This window comes from Burkholderia semiarida, assembly GCF_029268935.1.
Classification (GTDB): domain Bacteria; phylum Pseudomonadota; class Gammaproteobacteria; order Burkholderiales; family Burkholderiaceae; genus Burkholderia; species Burkholderia semiarida.
Map to the genome: position 1 here is coordinate 59391 of NZ_JAHLCL010000005.1, position 24374 is coordinate 83764.

At 63.6% G+C, this 24374-nt stretch carries 19 protein-coding genes and 1 pseudogene; 16 read left to right on the top strand and 4 right to left on the bottom strand.

The window, feature by feature from the left end; translation table 11 throughout:
* Positions 1–1011, top strand: a complete 1011-nt coding sequence (locus tag KPB06_RS07100) for a zinc-binding dehydrogenase (RefSeq protein ID WP_104013159.1) — start codon at positions 1–3, stop codon at positions 1009–1011.
* A 67-nt stretch (positions 1012–1078) separates the two neighbouring features.
* Entirely contained in the window at positions 1079–1804 is a 726-nt protein-coding gene (locus KPB06_RS07105; protein WP_081066620.1) for a GntR family transcriptional regulator, read from the top strand.
* Between the two features lie 88 nt (positions 1805–1892).
* Here KPB06_RS07105 and KPB06_RS07110 read toward each other — a convergent pair whose 3' ends face one another.
* The gene (locus KPB06_RS07110) at positions 1893–2588 is read right to left on the bottom strand and encodes an SDR family NAD(P)-dependent oxidoreductase (protein WP_059579015.1); all 696 of its coding nucleotides are present in this window, start codon (positions 2586–2588) and stop codon (positions 1893–1895) included.
* Positions 2589–2777: 189 nt separating this feature from the next.
* On the opposite strand from KPB06_RS07110, the gene KPB06_RS07115 reads away from it, so the two are divergent.
* Complete coding sequence (locus KPB06_RS07115; RefSeq protein ID WP_059579018.1) at positions 2778–4199, top strand: aldehyde dehydrogenase family protein; 1422 nt, start codon at positions 2778–2780, stop codon at positions 4197–4199.
* 283 nt (positions 4200–4482) lie between these two features.
* Positions 4483–4689 (top strand): hypothetical protein, encoded by a 207-nt coding sequence (locus tag KPB06_RS07120; RefSeq protein WP_275920430.1) that lies wholly within the window; start codon positions 4483–4485, stop codon positions 4687–4689.
* A 252-nt stretch (positions 4690–4941) separates the two neighbouring features.
* Here the strand turns inward: KPB06_RS07120 and KPB06_RS07125 are convergent, their stop codons facing one another.
* Positions 4942–5544, bottom strand: a complete 603-nt coding sequence (locus KPB06_RS07125) for a LysE family translocator (RefSeq protein WP_059579025.1) — start codon at positions 5542–5544, stop codon at positions 4942–4944.
* Between the two features lie 800 nt (positions 5545–6344).
* On the opposite strand from KPB06_RS07125, the gene KPB06_RS07130 reads away from it, so the two are divergent.
* Genes KPB06_RS07130 through KPB06_RS07145 form a run of 4 tightly spaced genes read left to right on the top strand, consistent with a single transcriptional unit; the run spans position 6345 to position 11918 of the window.
* Entirely contained in the window at positions 6345–7961 is a 1617-nt protein-coding gene (locus KPB06_RS07130) for a tryptophan halogenase family protein (protein WP_059579028.1), read from the top strand.
* A 50-nt stretch (positions 7962–8011) separates the two neighbouring features.
* Positions 8012–9046, top strand: a complete 1035-nt coding sequence (locus KPB06_RS07135) for a monodechloroaminopyrrolnitrin synthase PrnB family protein (protein WP_196485204.1) — start codon at positions 8012–8014, stop codon at positions 9044–9046.
* 51 nt (positions 9047–9097) lie between these two features.
* Positions 9098–10798, top strand: a complete 1701-nt coding sequence (locus KPB06_RS07140) for an NAD(P)/FAD-dependent oxidoreductase (RefSeq protein ID WP_059579034.1) — start codon at positions 9098–9100, stop codon at positions 10796–10798.
* 25 nt (positions 10799–10823) lie between these two features.
* Complete coding sequence (locus tag KPB06_RS07145) at positions 10824–11918, top strand: Rieske 2Fe-2S domain-containing protein (RefSeq protein WP_059579123.1); 1095 nt, start codon at positions 10824–10826, stop codon at positions 11916–11918.
* 359 nt (positions 11919–12277) lie between these two features.
* Here the strand turns inward: KPB06_RS07145 and KPB06_RS07150 are convergent, their stop codons facing one another.
* Positions 12278–12790: an Lrp/AsnC family transcriptional regulator gene (locus tag KPB06_RS07150; protein WP_059579037.1), complete on the bottom strand. Its 513-nt coding sequence runs from the start codon at positions 12788–12790 to the stop codon at positions 12278–12280.
* Positions 12791–12963: 173 nt separating this feature from the next.
* Here KPB06_RS07150 and KPB06_RS07155 point away from each other — a divergent pair, with 173 nt between their 5' ends.
* Positions 12964–13980, top strand: a complete 1017-nt coding sequence (locus KPB06_RS07155; RefSeq protein ID WP_059579040.1) for a 1-aminocyclopropane-1-carboxylate deaminase — start codon at positions 12964–12966, stop codon at positions 13978–13980.
* 71 nt (positions 13981–14051) lie between these two features.
* Positions 14052–16739, top strand: coding sequence for an alpha-ketoglutarate dehydrogenase (gene mdeB, locus KPB06_RS07160; protein ID WP_124659079.1), 2688 nt, complete (start codon positions 14052–14054; stop codon positions 16737–16739).
* 274 nt (positions 16740–17013) lie between these two features.
* On the opposite strand, the gene KPB06_RS07165 is transcribed toward mdeB, so the two are convergent.
* Positions 17014–17910: a LysR family transcriptional regulator gene (locus KPB06_RS07165; RefSeq protein WP_059579045.1), complete on the bottom strand. Its 897-nt coding sequence runs from the start codon at positions 17908–17910 to the stop codon at positions 17014–17016.
* Between the two features lie 134 nt (positions 17911–18044).
* On the opposite strand from KPB06_RS07165, the gene KPB06_RS07170 reads away from it, so the two are divergent.
* From KPB06_RS07170 to KPB06_RS07195, 6 genes and pseudogenes are all read left to right on the top strand, one after another.
* Positions 18045–19469, top strand: coding sequence for a M20 family metallopeptidase (locus KPB06_RS07170; protein ID WP_275905436.1), 1425 nt, complete (start codon positions 18045–18047; stop codon positions 19467–19469).
* Between the two features lie 49 nt (positions 19470–19518).
* Positions 19519–20805, top strand: coding sequence for an MFS transporter (locus KPB06_RS07175; RefSeq protein ID WP_099318366.1), 1287 nt, complete (start codon positions 19519–19521; stop codon positions 20803–20805).
* A gap of 91 nt (positions 20806–20896) precedes the next feature.
* Positions 20897–21370, top strand: a complete 474-nt coding sequence (locus tag KPB06_RS07180; protein WP_275905435.1) for a hypothetical protein — start codon at positions 20897–20899, stop codon at positions 21368–21370.
* Between the two features lie 83 nt (positions 21371–21453).
* Positions 21454–21987: pseudogene (locus KPB06_RS07185) on the top strand (methyl-accepting chemotaxis protein); the annotation flags it as partial.
* A 204-nt stretch (positions 21988–22191) separates the two neighbouring features.
* Positions 22192–22869, top strand: a complete 678-nt coding sequence (locus tag KPB06_RS07190; RefSeq protein WP_059579057.1) for a heavy metal response regulator transcription factor — start codon at positions 22192–22194, stop codon at positions 22867–22869.
* Positions 22866–24326 (top strand): heavy metal sensor histidine kinase, encoded by a 1461-nt coding sequence (locus KPB06_RS07195; RefSeq protein ID WP_059579061.1) that lies wholly within the window; start codon positions 22866–22868, stop codon positions 24324–24326. The genes KPB06_RS07190 and KPB06_RS07195 overlap by 4 nt, the downstream gene beginning before the upstream one ends.
* The last annotated feature ends 48 nt before the right edge of the window (positions 24327–24374 follow it).

Consider the following 24374-nt stretch of genomic DNA (forward strand, 5'->3'; position numbering starts at 1 on the left):
ATGGTGGAACACGACGTGACGATGGACATGAACAGCACGGTGGAGACGATGGGCGCGTGGACCTGGCAGATCGCCGGCGCCCCTTCCGCGCTCGTGTGGCAGCGGGTTCCGAGGCCGGCGCCGGGGCCCGGGGAGGTGCTCGTACGCAACCGCGCCGCAGGGCTCAATCCGGTCGACTGGAAGTTCATCGATTGGGGTGCGCCCGACTGGCGGCCGGGTCACGTGCCCGGTGTCGACGGCGCGGGAGAGGTCGTTTCCGTCGGCGCGGGGATACAACGGGAATGGCTGGGTGTGCGCGTGGCCTACCATCAGTCGCTCGCGCGCGACGGTAGTTTCGCGCAGTACACCGTGGTGCCGGCCCGCGCAGTGTTGCGCTTGCCACCGGGCCTGGGCTTTGCCGAGGCCGCGACATTGCCGTGCCCCATGCTGACCGCGTGGCAAGCGATGCAAAAAGTGCCGCACCATCCTGGCGCCGAGGCGCTCGTGAGCGGGGCCGGTGGCGCGGTCGGCACGCTGTTGGTCCAACTTGCCGTACGTGCGCGCTGGCGCGTCTCCGTCATGTGCAACGCCCGTCATTTCGAGCGGATGGCGCGTCTTGGCGCTTCGACCTGCCTGTCGCCCGATATCGGAAGCAGTGCCTTTTCATCGCGTCGGCCGTTCGATGCAGTGTTCGACACGGTGAGCGGTCAGCATGCCGTCCGGCTGGCCGCTTCCGTGGGCGCGAACGGCCATCTCGTCTGTATCCAGGATCGTCTGGACACGTCGCCGGTCGCGCCGTTCACGACTGCAATCTCGCTGCACGAGGTGGCCCTCAATGCACTGCACGCACACGGGTCGGCCGCGCAGTGGCGCACGCTGGTCGACGCGGGCGAGCGTCTGCTCACGGATGTGCTGCATCGTGCGCTGGCGCCGCTGCCGATCGAGCCGACGTCGGTATCGCGCTTGCCCGAGGCGCTGGAATCGCTGAAGGCTCATACCGGGCAAGGCCGGCCCGTCGCCGTATTCGACTGACCGCGCACGGTTGCCGCGGCGTGCCGATGAGGTCGCCGCCTGTTGCAGCGAGGAAGCGTGATGTATCATGCATGACAACATTCTTTTTCGTCCCGTTATCAGAATGAAGCCCCTCGCCCGTGTGGAAAAGAGCAATCTCTCGTCACGCATCTATGAAGAGATTCGCTCCCGACTCATGAATGGTCAGTACGCGCCTGGCGACCGACTCCGCATCAACGATCTCGCCGAAAAACTGGGCACGAGCATCACGCCCGTGCGCGAAGCGATTTTCCGTCTGGTCAGTGAACAGGCACTCGAGATGACTGCGGCCACGTCGATCATGGTGCCGGCGCTGGATGCCGATACCGTTGGAGAGATCCAATTGATGCGACGCCTTCTGGAGGGCGCGGCGGCCAAGCAGGCCGCGCAGCGCATTACCCCGAAGGAAATCCGCCATCTGAGCCTGACGCACGACGAGTTCATCGAGGCAGTTGCCGTGAGTCCGTCGGAGGCAGCGGAGCGCAACCGCGATTTCCATTTCGAATTGATGGCAGCCGCCGGAATGCCCACGCTCAGCGCGACCGTGGAAACCATGTGGGTCAGGATGGGGCCGCTGTTGCACACGTTCCATTCACATCTGCCGCCCCGCGAGATATCGAACCGATCGCATCCTCACTATCGCGTGCTTGCCGCGCTGCGCAAGGGCGATGCGGAAGGCGCATCCCAGGCGATCCAGGAAGACATCGAATGGGGCCAGCGCGTGCTGCTCGAATGGATGGCCGAGCGTGAGCGTGACGAAGTGGCGGCGACGTAAGCAGCCGCACGCTCCGATTGCGTTACCGCATGCGTTGGTGGTAATGGCGCACGGCGGCCTCGCGCCGCCGTGAATACTCATTGCGTCATCACGCGATGCTGAAGCCGCCGTCGATCGGCAGGACCACCCCCGTGATGTAATCTGCATCGGCCGAGCAAAGGAATCTCACGCCTCTGGCGACATCCGAAGGGTGCCCCCAGCGCCCAAGCGGCACACGCGCGCGAATGGAACCACTGCGTTCCGGGTCGTTGAGCGCTCCGGCCGACAGCCGCGTTTCGATCCAGCCCGGCGCTACCGCGTTGACGCGCACTCCGCGATCTGCGAAAGCTGCGGCGTGCGCGCGCGTCAGGCCCACCACGCCGGCCTTGCTTGCCGTATAGGCAGGATTCCGGGCCGAGCCAAAAAAGCTCCACATCGACGCGATATTGACGATGCAGCCGCGCACCGCGGACAGCTTCTCGAGCGCGACTTCGGTCGTGAGCTGGCAGGCGTTCAGGTTGACATCGACCACTTTCCGAAATCCCGCCGAATCGAATTCGGCGCGATCGTGAAGGATGATTCCGGCAGCATTGACGAGCACGTCAATCCGCGCCAGATCGCCGAATGCGTCACGCACGGCAGCAGCCGATGTCACGTCGACCCGCCGGAACTCGATGGCGGGATCGAGATCCTCGTCCGCATCCTTGCCGACTGACACGGGGTACAGACCGGCGCGCCGGAACTCTTCCGCGATAGCGCGCCCGATACCGGTGCCTCCGCCCGTTACTACTGCAACTTTCGTCATGGACTTTCCTCCTGTGGAAATTGAATATATGATGCATCATATTCTTTGATCGTGACGCGCACAAGCGTACGGCTCGATCGTGGCAACGGAGGCGGAGAGTCACGAGCCTTTCCGAAGGCCATGCAGATGGTGCGATGACGATGACGGCAAGAGCGAACCACGTTCTCAATTCAACAACTGGAGACTCGAATGACCCATGCGAAGCGGTTCTACATTGCGGGCGAATGGCAAGCGCCCGATTCAAGCGCTCACATCGAAGTGGAAAATCCGGCGGACGAAGCGGTCATCGAGACGATTGCCGCCGCCTCCGCGTCCGACGTCGATCGTGCGGTGGCGGCCGCGAAAGCGGCGTTCGGCGAATTTTCGCGGACCACCGTCGAACAGCGGGAGCGCTGGCTCGTCAAGCTGCTGTCGATCTACAACCGTCGCTATGACGAGATGGCACGCGTCATCTCGCTTGAAATGGGCGCGCCGATCGATTTCGCAGTCGCGGCGCAGGCGCGCACCGGACAGGGACACATCGAAGCCGGCATCAACGCCCTGCGGACGTTCCGCTTCCGGCATTCGGTCACTGGCGGGACCGTGGTTCGGGAGCCTATCGGCGTATGTGCATTGATTACGCCGTGGAACTGGCCGATCAACCAGATCGCGTGCAAGGTGGTGCCCGCCCTCGCAACCGGATGCACGATGGTGCTCAAGCCGAGCGAAGTCACGCCGTTGAGCGCGCTGTTATGGGCCGAAATGATCGACGAGCTGGATTTGCCGCCGGGCGTGTTCAACCTGATCAACGGCGACGGGGCGGCCGCGGGCGCGACGCTCGTGGCGCATCCGGACATCGATATGATTTCGTTTACGGGTTCAACGCGCGCCGGCAGCACGATTGGCGCGGTGGGCGCGCAAATGATCAAACGCGTCACGCAGGAGCTGGGCGGAAAATCGCCGAACATCATTCTCGAGGGTGCCGACCTGCACGCGGCAGTGGAGAGAGGTGTGCGTCATTGCATGGCGAACAGCGGACAGTCATGCAATGCGCCGACGCGCATGCTCGTACCCCAGAACGAATACGCTGCCGCGGTCGAAATCGCCCGTGACGCGGCCAACGAAATTCGCGTCGGTCGACCTGATCATCGCGGCAACCATATCGGCCCCGTGGCGTCGCGCGTTCAGTTCGAGAAAGTCCGCGCGCTCATCCGGGCCGGCATCGACGAAGGCGCGACGCTCGTCGCTGGCGGGCCGGATGCGCCGGCTGGTCTCGAGCGCGGCTACTATGTGAAACCGACGGTGTTCGCCGATGTGCATAACGAGATGCGTATCGCGCGCGAGGAGATTTTCGGCCCCGTGTTGACGATGATCCCGTATCGCAGTCTCGATGAGGCGATCGCCATTGCAAATGACACGCCGTACGGGCTTGCTGCATATTTGCAGGGAGATGCGGAGTTGGCGCAATCCGTGGCCGGGGAGCTACGTGCCGGTATGGTAAGCCTCAACGGCGCCGATCAGTCTTTCGAAGCGCCGTTCGGCGGCTATAAGCAATCCGGCAATGGACGCGAATGGGGCGCGTTTGGTTTTGAGGACTACCTGGAAACGAAGGTCATTAACGTGGCGGCGTGAGGACTGGCGCGGGATCGCTGTTGGTGAAGCCGTGAATGCGGGGGGGCGGCAACTCGTTGCAGTGTCGCTGCCGGAAATCCCCACTACATCGATGTTCGCGAACATTCGGAGCAAGCCGATCGGATTGCTTGGCCGTGTCGAGCGTGAGCGTTCCGTTACCCATGAGCCTTCGGCCTGCGGTCGAAGGCTGTATTGCGGAACCATTCGCGCCACCTTGGTTCCTCTAGTGTGATGATGGCGTTGAGCCGGCCGCGTGCGCGGCGCGCGGATCATGGCGTACCGGATGTTCGACGTGCTGCAAGCGGCGTTTGCGCAGGTCGTGCCCGACGCGATTCCGGCGCTCGGCGCGGGCGGGAACTGGCTGATCATCGACGGTATTCTCGGCAGTTGGGGCGGCGGCGGTCGCAATGACGGCACGAAGGCATTGCGAATCCGCCCGGCAATCTGTCGAACCAGCCGGTCGAGTTGGTCGAGGCGCGTCTGCCGCTGAACATCTCCGACTATGGCTTCGTCACCGATTCGGGAGATGCGGTGTGTCACATCGCGGCAGGCGGTGCTGGTTACGGCCATCCGTGGGAGCGCGATGCGCAAGCCGTGCTCGACGAGATCGACGTTAAGGACTATCCGAACCACGTACGAAAACGATCCGCCGGTGCGCGAATCAAGGCCGCTACGGCCTGCCCGGGCAGAGACCAATCGTGGCGCGATGCATGCCCGCGCGTCGCAACGATCGGCAGCGCGCTCAGCGATTCACGACCGAGTACACGAGCGTGCCGGAGAACATCAACAGCACGAGCGAGGCGCCGCGCAGCAGCGTCGACGTGCGGGCGGCCCATGCGCGTTGCGAAGTGACGAGGCCGCCGAGGGACGACCAGCCCACGCCGATCGGCGCGAGCACGAGCAGAAATACGACGAGCGTCCATGCGAAATAGTGCGCCGACCGGAACGCCTCCAGCGGAAACAGCGTGCTCGAGAACAGCAGCGCCTTCGGATTCATCATCGTCGCGACGAACACGTCGCGAAAGCTCACCGGCGTGCTCGATACGTCCTGCAGCACGCGGCTGTGCGTCCACATCTTGAGCGCGAGGAAAAGAATGTAGACGGAACTCGCGAGCTTGACCACGTCATAAAGCCAGGGCCGGCCGGCAGCGAACGCGGCGAGGAAGAATCCCCATACGGAAATCGCGATCGCGTAGCCGAGCGCTTCGGCGATCACGAGCGGCCAGGTGCCGCGCAGGCCGACCTTCAACCCGGACGACAGCAGCAGCGTATTGGTCGGCCCCGGCACGATCAGCACCAGCGATACGTACATCGACATCTTCAGCAACGCTTCCTGGATGGGCATGCGGCCTCCTCGATTCGTCAGTGTCGCGGTTTGCGTCCGGTCCAGGCGGGGTGCACCGTTGAACTGGCGGTGGCCCGGTACGCGCAACCGTTCGATCTGCTTACTCGGCGCTTCCTGTCCGATGCGTCTGGCGAGCATCGCTCATGTTCGCCCGGACACATCATGACGAATTTCTCCGCAGGCGCGTTGAATTATTTTTGGGGTCGAGATCGAAGCTGCCGAAATGAGAAAAGATCGTCATCTTTGTTTTGGTAATGGCGAAGGTTTTATTTCTTTCCCTTGAATTCGGTTGGCCATTTATCGTTTTTTTGTAAAACAAGGACATTTGATGATGGACATTGAATGAAAAAGTGAATTTATTAGTTCGATAAAATTAAATCGGTTGATGCGGGATATTTCGTCGAAATTCCTCGGGATTTAGAATTTCTCTGAACAACCCGGGATTGATATGAAATTTTTCGAGATAGACCATCGTGAACGCTGCTATGGTGTGTCCCGGAGGTCAAGTGCACGGTGTGACAATCCTGACTGCAATTAGGCAAACTGAATAAATCCATGCACCAATGGCGATCGACGCGTCGGCAAGCCAATTTGTCGACGTGGAATCCGTTGCGCGGTGTGCCGCCGCGTGAAATGGGGATTCGCGTTGTTGCCTGACTTCGCTGCAATTCACGTGCCTTTTCGACGCCATTCGTCATGATGGACGAAACACGTCATGACGTATTGACGAACGATTTTCCGGTTCAACTCGACGAGGCGGCACTATCCATTCAGGTTTCAAATCCCATGGGAAGCGTGTCATGAGCAATCCGATCAGGAATATTGTCATCGTGGGCGGCGGCACGGCGGGCTGGATGTCCGCGTCGTACCTCGTCCGCGCGCTCCAGCAGCAGGCGAACATCACGCTCATCGAGTCCGCGGCGATTCCGCGGATCGGCGTGGGCGAGGCGACCATCCCGAGTTTGCAGAAGGTGTTCTTCGACTTCCTCGGGATACCGGAGCGGGAATGGATGCCGCAGGTGAACGGCGCGTTCAAGGCTGCCATCCGGTTCGTGAACTGGAGGAAGTCGCCCGACGGTTCGCGCAGCGACCACTTCTACCATTTGTTCGGCAACGTGCCGAACTGCGACGGCGTGCCGCTGACCCACTACTGGCTGCGCAAGCGCGAACAGGGCTTCCAGCAACCGATGGAGTACGCGTGCTACCCGCAGACGGAGGCGCTCGACGGCAAGCTCGCGCCGTGCCTGGCCGACGGCACCCGCCAGATGTCCCACGCGTGGCACTTCGACGCGCATCTCGTGGCCGACTTCCTGAAGCGCTGGGCCACCGAACGCGGGGTGAAGCGCGTGGTGGACGAGGTCGAGCAGGTTCACCTGGACGACCGCGGCTACATCTCCCGCCTGTCCACCAAGGAAGGCCGCACGCTCGAAGCCGACCTGTTCATCGACTGCTCGGGCATGCGAGGGCTCCTGATCAACCAGGCGCTGAAGGAGCCCTTCATCGACATGTCCGATCACCTGCTGTGCGACAGCGCGGTCGCCAGCGCCGTGCCCGCCGACGACGCGCGCGACGGGATCGAACCGTACACGTCGGCGATCGCGATGAACTCGGGGTGGACCTGGAAGATCCCGATGCTGGGCCGGTTCGGCAGCGGCTATGTATTCTCGAGCAAGTTCACGTCGCGCGACCGGGCCACCGCCGATTTCCTCGGCCTCTGGGGGCTTTCGGACAAGCAGCCGCTCAACCAGATCAAGTTCCGGGTCGGGCGCAACCGGCGCGCGTGGGTCAACAACTGCGTTTCTGTCGGGCTGTCGTCGTGCTTTCTGGAGCCGCTGGAATCGACCGGCATCTACTTCATCTACGCGGCGCTGTACCAGCTCGTGAAGCACTTCCCCGACACGTCGTTCGATCCGCGCTTGATCGACGCGTTCAACGCCGAAATCGTCTACATGTTCGACGACTGCCGGGATTTCGTGCAGGCGCACTATTTCACCACGTCGCGCGACGACACGCCGTTCTGGCGCGCGAACCGGCACGACCTGCGGCTGTCGGACGCGATCAAGGAGAAGGTCGAACGCTACAAGGCGGGGCTGCCGTTGACCACCACGTCGTTCGACGATTCCACGTACTACGACACCTTCGACTACGAATTCAAGAACTTCTGGTTGAACGGAAACTACTACTGCATTTTTGCCGGCCTGGGGCTGCTGCCCGACCGGTCGCTGCCGCTCTTGCGGCACCGGCCCGAGTCGATCGACAAGGCCGAGGCGATGTTCGCGCGGATCCGGCGCGAGGCCGAGCGTCTGCGCACGACGCTGCCGACGAACCATGATTACCTGCGCTCGCTGCGCGAGGGCGATGCGGCGCTGTCTCGCAGCGAGCCCGGGCCGACGCTCGCGACGCCGGAGATCCTGTAGTGGACCGCGCCCCGGACCGCGTACGCACGATCGCGGCCACGCACGCCGCGGTGGCGGCCTGCGATCCGCTGCAGGCGCGCGCGCTCGTCCTGCGGCTGCCGGGCCTGAACCGTCAACGGGACGTGCGCGGCATCGTCGGGCTGTTGCGCGCGTTCCTGCCGGCGCGCGGCGTCCCTTCGGGCTGGGGCTTCGTCGAAGCCGCCGCCGCGATGCGGGACATCGGGTTCTTCCTCGGGTCGCTCAAGCGGCACGGACACGAGCCCGTGGACGTGGTGCCCGGGCTCGAGCCGGTGCTGCTCGAGCTGGCGCGCGCGACCGGCCTGCCGCCGCGCGAGACGCTGCTGCACGTGACGGTCTGGAACCCCGCGGCGGCCGACGCGCAGCGCAGCTACACCGGGCTGCGCGACGAGGCGCACCTGCTCGAGAGCGTGCGCATCTCGATGGCGGCTCTCGAGGCGGCCATCGCGTTGACCGTCGAGCTGACCGACGTGCCGCTGAGGTCGCCCGCGTTCGCGCAAGGGTGCGACGCGCTCGCGGTCCATCTGCAGAAAATGGTCGACTCGATCGTCTACGCGTACCGGTTCATCTCGTTGCAGGTGTTCTACGACGAGCTTCGTCCGTTCTACGAACCGATTCGAGTCGGCGGCCAGCACTACCTGGGCCCCGGTGCGGTCGAAATGCCCCTCTTCGTGCTGGAGCACGTGCTGTGGGGTTCGCAGTCGGACCACGCCGCTTACCGGGAATTCAAGGAGACGTACCTGCCTTACGTGCTTCCCGCGTTCAGGGCGATCTACGCGCGGTTCGCCGGGCGTCCGGCGCTCATCGACCGCGTGCTCGGCGAAGTGCAGGCGGCACGCGCGCGGGGCGAGCCCGTCGAGGCCGGATTGGCGGCCCTCGACCGGGTATTCGAGATTCTGCTGCGCTTTCGCGCGCCTCACGTCAAATTGGCGGAGCGCGCGTACGAAGTCGGGCGAAGCGGTCCCACGATCGGCAGCGGCGGGTACGCGCCCAGCATGCTCGGCGATCTGCTCGCACTCACGCGTGCGGCACGGTCGCGCGTTCGCGCCGCGCTCGACGAATCCTGACGCGCGACGCGCGCGGCCATGTGTTCCATCTCAACAGGAGAGTGTGCCCTCATGACTCAACAGAGCCCCGCGAACGGGCGCGACAGCAACCACTTCGATGTGATCATCCTCGGTTCGGGCATGTCGGGCACCCAGATGGGAGCCATCCTGGCCAAGCAACGGTTTCGCGTGCTGATCATCGAGGAATCGTCGCACCCGCGCTTCACGATCGGCGAATCGTCGATCCCCGAGACGTCGCTGATGAATCGCATCATCGCCGATCGCTACGGCATTCCCGAGCTTGATCACATCACGTCGTTCTATGCGACGCAGCGTTACGTCGCGTCGAGCACCGGCATCAAGCGCAACTTCGGCTTCGTGTTCCACAGGCCCGGCGAGGAACACGACCCGAAGGAGTTCACGCAGTGCGTGATTCCCGAGCTGCCGTGGGGGCCGGAGAGCCACTATTACCGGCAGGACGTCGACGCGTACCTGTTGCAAGCCGCCATCAAGTACGGCTGCACGGTTCGCCAGAAGACGAGCGTGACCGAATACCACGCCGACAAGGATGGCGTCGCGGTCGCGACCGCGCAGGGCGAACGGTTCACCGGCCGCTACATGATCGACTGCGGCGGGCCCCGCGCGCCGCTCGCGACCAAGTTCAATCTCCGCGAAGAGCCGTGCCGCTTCAAGACGCACTCGCGCAGCCTCTATACGCACATGCTCGGCGTCAAGCCGTTCGACGACATCTTCAAGGTCAAGGGGCAGCGCTGGCGTTGGCACGAGGGCACCTTGCACCACATGTTCGAGGGCGGCTGGCTCTGGGTGATTCCGTTCAACAATCATCCGCGTTCGACCAACAACCTGGTGAGCGTCGGCCTGCAGCTCGACCCGCGTATCCATCCGAAAACGGACATCTCCGCGCAGCAGGAATTCGACGCATTCCTCGCGCGGTTCCCGAGCATCGCGGCGCAGTTCCGGGACGCCGTGCCGGTGCGCGACTGGGTCAGGACCGATCGCCTGCAGTTCTCGTCGAGCGCCTGCGTCGGCGACCGCTACTGCCTGATGCTGCACGCCAACGGGTTCATCGATCCGCTTTTTTCCCGCGGGCTCGAGAACACCGCGGTAACCATCCACGCGCTCGCGGCGCGCCTGATCAAGGCGCTGCGCGACGACGATTTCTCCCCCGAGCGCTTCGAGTACATCGAGCGTCTGCAGCAGAAGCTTCTGGACCACAACGACGACTTCGTCAGTTGCTGCTACACGGCGTTCTCGGACTTCCGCCTGTGGGACGCGTTCCACAGGCTGTGGGCGGTCGGCACGATCCTCGGGCAGTTCCGGCTGGTGCAGGCGCACGCGCGGTTCCGTGCGTCGCGCGACGAGCGCGACCTCGATCACCTCGACGACAACCCCCCGTACCTCGGGTACCTGTGCGCGGACATGGAGGGGTACTACCAGTTGTTCAACGACGCCAAAGCCGAGGTCGAAGCCGTGAGCGCCGGGCGCAAGCCGGCCGAGGAGGCCGCGGCGCGCATTCACGCCCTCATCGACGAACGGGAGTTCGCGAAGCCGATGTTCGGTTTCGGGTACTGCATCACCGGAGCCAAACCGCAGCTCAACAACTCGAAGTACAGCCTGCTGCCGGCGATGAAGCTGCTGCACTGGACGCAGACCAGCGCGCCGGCGGAGGTGAAAAGGTATTTCGACTACAACCCGATGTTCGCGCTGCTCAGGGCGTACATCACGACCCGCATCGGCCTGGCGCTGAAGTAGTCGGCCGACCTCCGGAATGAAAATGATCGAAGACATTCAATTGAACGAGGCGGGGGCCAGGGAGCGCCCCGCGGCAGCGTACGACGCGACCACGCGCGTGGCCGCGAGCTGGTACGTCGCGATGCGCTCGGCCGACCTCAAGGACAAACCGACGGCGCTGACGCTCTTCGGCCGGCCGTGCGTCGCGTGGCGCGGCGCGTCGGGACGGGCCGTGGTGATGGACCGCCACTGCGCGCACCTTGGCGCGAACCTGGCCGACGGGCAAATCAGGGACGGGTGCATCCAGTGCCCGTTTCACCATTGGCGATACGACGAGCGCGGCCAGTGCGTGCACATTCCCGGCCATAGCCCGGCGGTGCACCGGCTGGAGCCCGTTCCGCGCGGCGCGCGCCAGCCGACGTGGGTCACCGCCGAGCGGTATGGTTACGTGTGGGTCTGGTACGGTTCCGCGCAGCCACTGCACCCGCTGCCCGACATCGCCGCGGCCGACGTCGACAACGACGATTTCATGCATCTGCACTTCGCGTTCGAGACGACGACGGCGGTCTTGCGGATCGTCGAGAACTTCTACGACGCGCAGCACGCGACGCCCGTCCACGCGCTCCCGGTCTCGGCCTTCGAGCTCAAGCTGTTCGACGATTGGCGCGAATGGCCGGAGGTCGAGCCGCTGGCGCGGGCGGGCGCGTGGTTCGGCGCCGGGATCGACTTCACGGTGGACCGGTACTTCGGGCCGCTCGGCATGCTGTCGCGCGCGCTCGGCCTGAACATGTCGCAGATGAACCTGCACTTCGACGGCTATCCCGGCGGGTGCGTGATGACCGTCGCGCTGGACGGAGATGCCAAATACAAGCTGCTCCAGTGCGTGACGCCGATAAGCGACGGCAAGAACGTCATGCACATGCTGATCTCGATCAGGAAGGTGGGCGGCCTCCTGCGCCGCGCGACCGACTACGTGCTGTTCGGGCTCCAGACCCGGCAGGCCGCGGGGTACGACGTCAGGATCTGGAACGGGATGAAGCCGGACGGCGGCGGCGCGTACAGCAAGTACGACAAGCTCGTGCTCAAGTACCGCGCGTTCTACCGGGGGTGGGTGGACCGCGTCGGCTCGAGCGAACCGTGACGCGTGAGTCGGCAGCGCCGGCCGGCCCTCGTTTGCGAGGACGGATAGTGACCCGATGCGGCTGCGTGTCAGCGCAAGCCGACCGACATGGCCGGCCATCTTTGCGAAATGTCTGGTCAGGCGGGGAGTGCGTACAGTGCAGCGAGTTTGCTTGCGTGCCGACATAACGAACAACACCACACGCTGCGCGACGTGGTCGGGGTATTCAGGATCGGTCGCGCGCTCGCGCACTGACGGGCGCGGCCCCGGTGCTCCGCGGGAAGTCGACGCGAGCGGAAGCCGAGCCGCTTCGCGGCTTTCCATGTGATTGTCGTCGGCGAGTTCCGGCGTAAGCCGCAAACGGCTGCCTTGCCCAGCCGCTATATGGCGATCTGCGTCGAGGAAAAGACCTGTTTGAGCACCATGAAAGTCCGAATCTGGCGCACGCCGGGCAGATAAAGCAGTTGTTCGGCATGGAGTCGGTTGAAGCTTTCGCTATCGCGTGTGCGCAGCATCATGAAGTAGTCGAACTCGCCGGTCACCACGTGGCATTCCATGCAGCCGGATACGTTCTGGGCCGCTTTTTCAAACGCGGCAAAGGATTCGGGAGTCGATCGATCCAGTACGACGCCGATGATGACGACCATGCCTGCATCGAGGGCAGGCGCGTTGAGCAACGCGACGATTCCTCGGATCAAACCCAGGCTCTTGAGCCGTTCGACGCGGCGCAAACACGCCGGCGCGCTCAAATTCACCTTCGCCGCCAGAGCGACGTTCGAGATCGATGCGTCTTTTTGAAGGGCTCGCAGGATCGCTTTGTCCGTACGGTCAAGTTCGACGTGGCTCGCGTCGTCGGGGCGCGATTTTCCAGGAAATTTTGTTGTCGATTTCATTGATTCTAAAAAATATACATTCGTGAGGATGGGGAAAATTGTATTTCAAAGCGTGGTGATCGGTGGATGTTTGCAACCACGTTTCGTGGGTATTTCACTAGAATTTCTTCGTGCCCGGTCGCTCTGACGACATCGGGCGTCGGAATCCACCGCCCACCTTTCGGAGAACCTCCGTGAACCTCGATCGCTTTCCTCGCCACAAGCTGACCTTCGGACCCACCCCCATCCACGAGTTGCCCCGCCTCGGCAAGGCGCTGGGTGGAAAAGTTCATCTCTATGCAAAACGCGAAGACTGCAACAGCGGCCTGGCGTTCGGCGGCAACAAGACCCGGAAGCTCGAGTACATCGTGCCGGACGTTCTGGCGAGCGGCGCGGACACGCTGGTATCGATCGGCGGCATCCAGTCGAACCAGACGCGTCAGGTCGCGGCGGTCGCGGCTCATCTTGGCCTGAAATGCGTGCTGGTTCAAGAAAACTGGGTCAACTACTCGGACGCCGTGTATGACCGCGTCGGGAACATTCAGATGTCCCGCATGATGGGCGCCGACGTTCGGCTGGTCAGCGACGGCTTCGACATCGGCATTCGCCCGAGCTGGGAGCAGGCGATGGAGAGCGTTCGCGACGCGGGAGGGAATCCGTATCCGATCCCAGCCGGTTGTTCAGAGCATCGGCTTGGCGGCCTGGGGTTCGTCGGTTTCGCGGAGGAAGTGCGCGCCCAGGAAGCTGAACTCGGATTCAAGTTCGACTACATCGTCGTGTGTTCGGTGACGGGAAGCACGCAGGCCGGCATGGTCGTCGGCTTCGCGGCAGACGGGCGCGCGGATCGCGTGATCGGTATCGATGCGTCGGCCAAACCCGCGCAGACGCGCGAGCAGATTCTTCGCATCGCACGCCACACCGCCGATCTCGTGGAACTCGATCGGCCGATCGGGGACGCGGACGTGGTGCTGGATACGCGCTACGGGGGCCCTGAATACGGCCTTCCGTCGGAAGGTACGCTCGAAGCGATTCGACTGTGCGCGAAGACCGAGGGGATGTTGACCGACCCGGTTTATGAAGGCAAGTCGATGCATGGCATGATCGACAGGGTGCGCCGGGGCGAGTTTCCGGAAGGGTCCCGTGTCTTGTATGCACACCTCGGCGGCGTCCCCGCATTGAACGCATACAGCTTCCTGTTCAAGAACGGTTGAGGCTTGGCCGCGTTCCGACTGCAAGTGGAGTCGGAACGCGGCGTGTATATCGTCAATTCGGGGTGCAAAGTATGGACATGCAGAATCGACTTCCGACCACGACGACCGATCCCGACCCGGAAGAGCTCCGGGAATGGTGCGACGCGCTCGATGGCGTGTTGCATGCGTGGGGCGGCGATCAAGGCAAGGAACGTGCACGCCATCTTCTCGACTCGTTGTTGGCGCATGCACACGCCCGTCGCGTCGCGTGGAGGCCGCCTCTGATCACGCCGTACGTCAATACCGTGGCGCCCGACGAGCAGCCTGCCTATCCGGGCGATCTGCAAATCGAGCGGCGGATCGCGGCGTTGATACGGTGGAACGCGCTCGCGATGGTGGTCCGCGCCAACCGGGCGCAGGGCGAACTGGGCGGACACATCGCGAGCTATGCTTCGGCCGCGGACCTGTTCGAGGTCGGTTTCCAGCATTTTTTCCGCGGCCCGGATGCGGTGCACGGCGGCGATCTGGTGTTTTTCCAGGCGCACTCGGCGCCGGGTGTCTACGCGCGGGCATTTCTCGAGGGGCGACTGTCGGAAGAATCGCTGTCCCATTATCGCCAGGAGATCGTGGCGGAGGCCGGCGGCATCCGGGGATTGAGCTCATATCCTCATCCCTTTTTGATGCCGGACTTCTGGCAGTTTCCAACCGGATCGATGGGGCTGGGGCCGCTCAACGCCATTTATCAGGCGCGGTTCATGCGGTACATGGAAAATCGTGGCTTGAAGGCGCACGGCGATCGTCGCGTGTGGGGTTTTTTCGGCGATGGAGAAATGGACGAGCCCGAGTCGATCGCCGCGTTGACACTCGCGGCTCGCGAGCGGCTCGACAACTGCATATTCGTCATCAACTGCAATCTCCAGCGACTGGATGGCCCCGTTCGCGGCAACGGCCGGGTCATCGACGAACTCGAGGCATTGTTCGCCGGCGCCGGATGGAACATCGTCAAATGCATCTGGGGCTCCGAGTGGGATGCGTTGCTCGGCCGCGATCATGGCGGTGTGCTCGAACGCGCTTTCGCGAACACCGTCGATGGTGATTTCCAGACGTTGTCGGCCAATGACGGCGCATTCAATCGCGAGACGTTCTTCAGCCGGACGCCGGAACTGCGAGCGCTGGTGGATTCGTTGTCCGACGACGACATCGCGATGCTTCGGCGCGGCGGACACGATCCCGTGAAAATCCATGCCGCCTTTGCCGCGGCGACGGTCAGGAATGGTCGGCCGTCGGTTGTGCTGGCCAAGACCATGAAGGGCTATGGCATGGGCACGATCGCGCAAGGGCGCATGACGACGCATCAGCAGAAAAAGCTGGAGCGGGACGACCTGCTTGCCTTTCGGGATCGATTCGCGCTCCCGCTTTCCGACGAAGAGGCATCGGAAGCGCGGTTCTATCGGCCGCCGCACGATAGCGATGAACTGCGGTACTTGCGCAAGCGTCGCGAGACGCTTGGCGGCTATCTCCCTCAGCGACGTGCGGCATCCGAGCGACTGGCGGTGCCCGAACTGGCGAGCGTCGCGGGCTTCTCGCTGAATGCGGACGGCAAGGTCATGAGTTCGACGACCGCCTTCGTCAGGCAACTTGGTGCGCTGCTCAAGGACGCCAGCCTCGGCCCGCGATTGGTTCCGATCGTGGCGGACGAGGCCAGAACGTTCGGCATGGCGAATCTTTTTCGTCAGGTCGGAATCTACGCGCCGTTCGGTCAGTTGTACGATCCGGAAGACAATTCATCGATGCTCTCGTATCGTGAAGCGTCCGATGGTCAAATTCTCGAGGAAGGCATCACGGAGGCGGGGGCCATCTCGTCGTGGACGGCCGCCGCGACGAGTTACGCCGTGCACGGTATTCCGATGATGCCGTTCTATATCTACTACAGCATGTTCGGTTTTCAGCGTATCGGCGACTTGATCTGGGCGGCTGCCGACCAGCGAGCCCGAGGCTTTCTCGTCGGCGCCACGTCAGGCCGCACGACGCTGGGAGGAGAAGGATTGCAGCATCAGGATGGCTCGAGCCATCTTCTCGCGTCGACGATACTGACGTGTCGGGCGTACGATCCGTCCTTTGCCGGTGAACTGGCGGTCCTGGTCGACTACGGGTTGCGGCGCATGCTGAGTGACGCGCACGACGAGTTCTTTTACGTCACCGTGACCAATGAAAACGTCGCGCAACCAAGTATTGCCGATGCGTCGCATGAAGGTATCGTGAAAGGCATGTATCTGTTTCGACGGGGCGGCCGCTTTCAGAGGCGGGTTCAGTTGTTCGGCAGCGGCGCGATCATGGGGGAGGTTCTCAAGGCGGCGGACGAATTCGAGCGGTTGCATGAGGTGTCCGCGGACGTGTGGAGTATTACCAGCTATGTCGAGCTGGGGCGGGATGGCGCGCGATGCGAGCGGGAATGGCGGCTCGGTTCCGGAGACATCGGGGAATCGTGGATTTCCACCCAGCTGCGCGCGACCGTTGGGCCGATCGTCGCCGCGTCGGACTATGTGAAAGCGCTTCCGGAAATGGTTCGTGCATATATTCCAGAAGGACGGCGATATGTCACGCTTGGGACCGACGGGTTCGGTCGAAGCGATTCGCGCGCGCAGTTGCGGCGGTATTTTGAGGTGGATGCTCAGGCCATCGTGCAGGCCGGGTTGAAGGCCCTCGAGGGGCCGGTGGTGGGGAATGAGGCCCGCCAACGGTCGGGGGCGTCTGGTGTCGTCGGGGTGGTGGCGTACTAACGTGTGCTTTCTGTCGAATATGTGCGTGGGTCGTTGTTTTAAGTGGTTCTCCACGCCCTTGTCGTTGAACCTGTCTTGCTATCGGTCTATCAGCGTCGCCCCTGCGCGGGGCGGCGGTCACTTTTCTTTGTCTTCCAAAGAAAAGTAACCAAAAGAAAGGCGCGTCCTTGGGCGGACGGCAAAGGAGGTTCTGCTCAGGTTCGTGGTTTCTTTGCCCACCGTAGTCGCGGGATGTCGGGGCTCGGTGGGGACACGGGTACGGGTCGCCACGTGTCTAGTCGGCCGTATGCAGTTGCTTCACCAGTTCGCCAATGAAGTCGATCAGTACAGTCGATAACTCGCGGCCCGACAAGGTCTGGATCTGGATCGCACGCAACGACATGCCCGGATGGTCGATCGGTATCGCCACCAGGCCGTCCGTCGCCAGACGCGCCCGTACCGTCAGGCGGCTGGTCAGCGACACGACCCCCGACATTTGAGTGAATGCATACAGCGTGCCGGAGTTGTTGCAGGTCAGGACAGGCTCGAAAAGAAGATTCTCGAGGCTCGCCGTCGTATCGAAAAGCTGACGGATCGTCGTGCCACGGTCAAGCAACGCAATCGGGAAATTCCGCAACTCGGCCATCGATACCGTCGCGCGACCAGCCAGCACGTGAGAACGCGGCATGACGGCGCAAATGGGCGCGCTCTGCGTGTACTCGACGTTGATCTCCGGCTCTCGTACAACACCGAAAGTCAGGCCGATATCCGCTTCGCCGCTCCGTACGTGTGCCGTCACCTCCTTCGGCGCCGTCACCGCTACCTCGAAACGGGTACCGGGCGACTTCTCCAGAAATTGCGTGATGGCGCGAGGGAGGACATCCCGGGCAAACGCTTCCGACGTCGAGACGCGGATCGTGCTCCGATCGAACGAGTTCAGCGCCTTGATCTCCTCGATCACCTGCTGACCTTCGAGCAGGGTTCTACGAACATGGGCAGCCAGCAGCTCCCCGGCCTTGTTGGGGACCATGCCGCGCGCCTGACGCTCGAACAACGGGCAGCCAACCTCCTCCTCCAGCTTCGTGATCTGACGGCTGATCGCCGAGATCGAAACGTGCAGCTTCTCGGACGCCTCGCTCAGCGAACCTGTATTGGCAACGGCAAGGAAGTATCGGAGTGCAGCGTTGTGCATGACGGGCCGCCAAGTTTGCGTTATTCGAAAGCAGGGCACGCAAAAAAGTCAATTGTAGTGCGCGTTTTGGCTCCGTACGCTTGATCCATCAAGGTCGAACAAGCCGCTCTTCCACGATACACGCGAGGATCACCATGACGCGCCATCAAGCAATCGACTCTGCCACAACATATTTCGATTCGGGGGGCTTTCTGAAAGATCTCGCGCGACGCGTCTCCATGACGACGGAAAGTCAGGATTCCGGACGGGAAGGCGAGCTTCGAGCATACCTCGTCGACGAGATCGTCCCATCGATCGACCGTATCGGCTTTGAGTCTCGTATCGTCGAGAACCCGGTTGCGGGGAGCGCGCCGTTTTTGATCGCGACGCGTATCGAGGACCCCTCGCTTCCGACGATCCTGATGTACGGGCACGGTGATGTCGTCCGTGGCCATGACGGACAGTGGAAGGACCAGATGTCGCCATGGAACGTTACGGTTGAAGGAGACCAATGGTTCGGGCGGGGCACCGCGGACAACAAAGGGCAACACACGATCAACCTGGCCGCGCTGGAGCAAGTCATCGAGGCCAGGAATCGACGCCTGGGCTTCAATGCGACGCTGCTGCTCGAGATGGGGGAAGAAACCGGATCGCCCGGGCTGCGCGCGGTCTGCGAGCAGAACAAGGACCTTCTCGCCGCCGACGTTCTGATCGCTTCGGATGGCCCTCGGGCCAGGTCGAACGTCCCCTGCGTTTTTCTCGGGTCGCGTGGATTCGTGAACTTCATGCTTTCCGTCCGGCTCCGGTCGGGCGCCCATCATTCCGGAAATTGGGGAGGAGCGCTCGGCAATGCCGGAACCGTGCTCGCGAACGCGATTTCGTCGCTCGTCGACGGGCGCGGGCGGATCCTCGTCGACGCGCTGTTGCCGACGCATATTCCGGCTTCGGTACGCACGGCGCTGAAGCATATTGCCGTCGGTGGCGGGCCCGACGATCCTCACGTCGATGGCAATTGGGGCGAGCCCGATTTGACGGCCCAGGAGCGCGTCTATGCATGGAACGCGCTCGAAGTACTGGCCTTTACCACCGGTAACCCGACCAGCCCGATCGGCGCGATTCCGCCCGTCGCGCACGCGCATTGCCAACTCAGGTACGTCGTCGGTACGGATTGCGAGCGTATCGAAGAAGTTCTACGGCATCGCCTCGACGAATGCGGGTTCGACAGGGTCGAGGTTGCAATCGGCGAGCGAATGGGCGCCACGCGTCTGCCGCCGGAAGATCCGTGGGTCGCATGGGCGCTCGATTCGATCGAGCGGACGACCGGAAAGCAGCCGGATTTGCTTCCCAATCTTGGCGGGTCGCTGCCCAACGACGTCTTTTCCGAGGTTCTGGGCCTTCCGACGATCTGGATTCCGCACTCATACGGAGCCTGCTCCCAGCACGCACCGAACGAACACCTCCTTGGAAGTGTCGCGCGTGAGGCGCTGCAGATCATGGCCGGCATATTTTGGGATCTCGGGGAGTCGGCATCCGCCGTCCGGGATCGGCGCAAGGAAGGAGCGCTTGTCGTCCACGCATAAGACGCCAATTTTTTAATGCACTTGTCATCGTAAGTGAACGGAGAATGAGATGCGTACTATGGAAATGGTGGATGCCGCGCCGACGAGAGAACAAGCTCCAAACGTGTTGCGGCTGGTGTCCGCCGCAACCGTCGGCAATGCCTTGGAATGGTTCGACATACTGATTTACGGATTCTTCGCAATCTCGATTTCAAAGGCTTTCTTTCCAGCGTCGAGCAGCGGGGTATCCCTTCTTCTGACGTTCGGGACGTTCGCGATCTCGTATTTGGCCAGGCCGATCGGAGCGCTGGTGCTGGGTTCGTATGCGGATCGTCGCGGCCGCAAGGCGTCGATGATGGTGTCGATCGTGACGATGATGATCGGCACGACGACGATCGCACTGATGCCGAGTTACGCGTCGATCGGCGTGATCGCACCGATTCTGGTCATCTGCGCTCGGCTGCTTCAGGGATTTTCCGCGGGCGGCGAGTTCGGCAGCACGACCGCGTTTCTGGTGGAGCAGTGTCCCGAGCGCAAGGGATTGTTCGCCAGCTTCCAGTTCGCGAGTCAAGGATTGAGCTATATGCTCGCGGCCGGTTTCGGCGTTCTCCTCACGTTGATCCTCGATGGAGACGCCATCGACGCATGGGGTTGGCGCATACCGTTTCTCTTTGGTGTGTTGATCGGCCCGGTCGGCCTGTACTTGCGAAAGCACGTGCATGAGGCCGACGGCGCGAGGCGTGAAAGGCCCGCATCGTTCCCGGTGAGGGAAGTGTTCGTCAATCAGAAGGCCAGAATGTTGCTGGCGATCGGTACGCTCGTTCTTTCCACCGGCGCCAGTTACGTCATTCTTTATATTCCGACCTACGCGGTACGTGAACTTCATCTGCCTGCCAGTTTCGGTTTCATTGCAACGACGTTGACCGGCGCCATCCTGACGTTCGTTACGCCGTTCGTCGGTCATCTCTCGGACAGGATCGGCCGCATCAGGCTGATGATCTGGGCCGGAGTAGCCTTCATTCTGACCATTTACCCGGTTTTCAAATTGCTTGGCGCGCATCCCGATCTGGGAAGACTCATTGCGATGATGGCCTGGATGGGGACGCTGAAGGCGGTCTATTTTGGCGCGCTGCCAGCGCTGATGGCGGAAGTATTTCCGACCGAAACGCGAGCGACGGGCATGGCGATCAGCTACAACATCGGCGTCACGCTGTTTGGCGGTTTCGCGCCGCTGATCGTCGCGTCGCTGATCCATCAGACGGGCAATCTGGCATCGCCGGCGTTTTATCTGATGCTGCTCGGCGTGCTGAGTCTGATTGCATTGCGCGGCTGTCGATCGATGTTGAATCTCCGATAAGGCAGCGCATCGAGAGAACGCCGCACGGCCGGGCGATGGCTTCGCCGGGTGCGGCGCGAGACTTGTTTCGACGACATGCGAGGTGATCGGCATGAGTGCAAGGAAACTGGACGCGGTATCGTCGGGGGCTTCGACGTGGAACTGGCTGTTGCCGCCTTCGGAGCGGGCTCGCGTGTGTGTCGTCATGGATCCGAGCCCCGGCGCGGCCGCAGTTTCAGCGGCCGTAGCCCGCTTCGCGGCGATGCCGGAAGTCGCGCTTCTCCAGATTGACGATCCCGTCGATGCGCATCGTGCATGGAGCGAGTCGCTCATGCCGGGTAACGTCCCGGATGCGGCGAAGACGAGCGCGGATTGCCGATTGAGTCGATTGCCGCGAGGCGTGCCGTTGCTGATGTGGTCGACACGCCCGCAACACCTCGACTGGCTCGGCGGCATCGAAGGCAACAGGGTGCGTGCCCTCGTTACTTTCGACGGCGACGAGGTCGAAATGCAGGTATCTCGTCTGCTCGCGCTTGTGCTGAAGGAGTTGAAGCACGCGATCGCCGAGAACATGTTGATCCATTGAGGCGATGAAAATCGCTTTGCCCGGCCGTTGCAGACCGAGCGGCTGGTCAATGACTAGTCCCGGCAAATCGGTGTCGCGGTCACGTCGTGGAAACCATGAAGGGCATCAACGACAGCTCCCGCCAAATCTCGGACATCACGGGTGTCATCGACAGCATTGCCTTTCAGACGAACATTCTGGCCTTGAATGCGGCGGTCGAGGCCGCGCGCGCCGGCGAGCAGGGCAGGGGCTTCGCGGTGGTCGCCAGCGAAGTGCGCAGCCTGGCCGGACGTTCCGCCGATGCGGCCAGGGAGATCAAGAAGCTCATCGGCTCGAGCGTGGGGCGCGTTGCTCAAGGTTCGACCGAAGTCGAGCGCGCATGGGTGGCGATGACCGAAGTCGTGAACTCCATTCGTCGCGTCACCGAGACGATGCGTGAAATCAGTGCCGCGAGCGCCGAACAATCGCTCGGCGTGGCCCAGATCGGCGAAGCCGTCGGCCAGATGGAGCGCGCCACGCAGCAAAACGCTGCGTTGGTCGAGCAAACGGCGGCGGCGGCGGTCAGTCTGCGCCAGCAGTCACGGGAACGGGTGGAGGTCATCTCGGTTTTTCGCCTTGGACGCGGTGAAGCGCCGTAGAGCCGGCGTGTTTAGGCATACGCGCCGCGATCGCGCTGGACCGACGGGACGGGAATCCGCCGCCTGGCGCCGCGACCGCACGCCAGGCTGACGGGCCGATTACCGTTTTGTCATCTACGCCGCTCGGGCCTGCACGGAGCGCGGCCGTGTCGCCGTTTCCGGGTAACATCGCCGTATGTCACCACGAATGCGACGGAGCCGGCCATGCGCATCCTGATAGTCGAAGACGAACCGAAAACGGGCGCGTACCTGAAGAAAGGGCTCGAGGAATCGGGCTTCAGCGTCGATCTCGCGAAGGACGGCGCCGAAGGGCTGATGCTCGCGCAGGAAGAGCGTTACGACGTGATCGTGCTCGACGTGATGCTGCCCGTGCTCGACGGCTGGGGCGTGCTCAAGCGGCTGCGCGAGACGCATACGACGCCCGTGCTGTTCCTGACCGCGCGCGACGACGTGCAGGACCGCGTGCACGGCCTCGAACTCGGCGCCGACGATTACCTCGTGAAGCCGTTCGCGTTCGTCGAGCTGCTGGCCCGCATCCGCACGCTCGCGCGTCGCGGGCCGCCGCGCGAGACCGAGCACCTGGCGGTCGGCGATCTGGAAATCGACGTGGTGCGCCGCCGCGTGAAGCGCGGCGCCACGCGAATCGACCTGACGCCGCGCGAATTCTCGCTGCTGCAACTGCTCGCGCGCCGGCAGGGCGAGGTGCTGAGCCGCACGCAGATCGCATCGTACGTGTGGGACATGAATTTCGACAGCGACACCAATGTCGTCGAGGTCGCGATCCGGCGCCTGCGCGCGAAGATCGACGACGCGTTTCCGGTCAAGCTGATCCATACCGTGCGCGGCGTCGGCTACGTGCTCGAGCCGAAGGACGGCGCATGACGCGCGCGCGCTCGCTCGCGGCGACACTCGCGCTCGCTTTCGCCGCGACCACGCTGGCCGCGTTCGCGCTCGTCGGCGCGTATGTGTATGCGGGCCTCGAGCGGCAGGTGAACACGCAGGACGATCTCGACATCGTGCTGGCCGCGCGCCACACGCGCCGGCTCGCGGGCGAGCTCGAGTCGCTCGATGCGGTTCGCGCGCACGCGGAGCGGCTGACGAGCCAGGTGCTGGGCAACGAGGCGCTGTCGATGGTCGTCGTCGATGCGCAGGGCGACGTGCTCGCGCGCCACAACGTCCGGCTCGTCGCGCTCGACGATGCACCCGCGGCCGCATCGGTTCCGCTGGCCGACGCGCAACTGTTCGCGCCGCACGCGGCGCCGGTTCCCGCGAACGACCGGATCACGGCCGACCGGCTCGTCACATGGACCGCCGCCGGCGGCACGCCGATGCGCGGCGTCGCGATCGAGGCCGCGCTCGGCGACCGCACGCCGATCCGCATCGCGATCGCGCGCAACATGCGCGACCGGGCCGAACTGCTCGACGGCTACCGCAACCGGCTCATGCTTGCCGGCGGCGTCGGCGCGCTGTTCGCGCTGCTGCTCGGCTACTGGCTGATCCGCAAGGCGCTCGCGCCGCTGCGCGAGATCGTCGACGACACCGGCCGGATCACGGTCGACAAGCTCGACACGCGGCTCGACGCGTCGCGCGCGCCGCCGGAGCTGCGCGCGCTCGTCGATGCGCAGAATGCGATGCTCGGCCGCCTGCAGCAGGCGTTCGCGCATCTGTCGCAATTCAGCGCCGATCTCGCGCACGACTTGCGCACGCCGCTGAACAACATGCGCGGCGCCACCGAAGTCGCGCTCGCGCGGCCGCGTTCGGCCGACGAGTACCAGACGCTGCTCGAATCGAATCTCGAGGAATACGATCGCCTCGCACGGATGATCGAGAACGTGCTGTTTCTCGCGCGCGCCGAGCATCCGAGCTTCGTCACGCGGCAGCGCGCATTCGACGTGCGCGACGAACTCGAGCGCATCGCCGAGTATTTCGAGGGGCTCGCCGACGAGGCGGGCTCGGCGCTGCGCGTCGACGGGCACGGGCAGTTGACCGCCGACGTCGAGCTGTTCCGCCGCGCGGTCGGCAACCTGCTCGCGAACGCGCTGCGTTACACGCCCGCCGGCGGCGTCATCACGCTGAGTGTCGATGAAACCGCCGACGCGGTGCGCGTCGTCGTCGCGAATCCGGGCGAGCCGATCGATCCCGCGCTGTTGCCGCGGATCTTCGACCGCTTCGTGCGCGGCGACCCCGCGCGCAGCGGCGGCGCGCCGGGCGGCACGGCAGGGCTCGGCCTCGCGATCGTGCGCTCGGTGATGGAACTGCACGGCGGCACCGCGCAGGTCGAAAGCGACGCGCGCGGCACGCGCTTCGTGCTCACGTTCAACCGGCCGCCGGCTGTGTGACGGCGGGTTCGGGCTGCGCGGCCGCCGCGTGGTCCTTCGTGCCGGCGT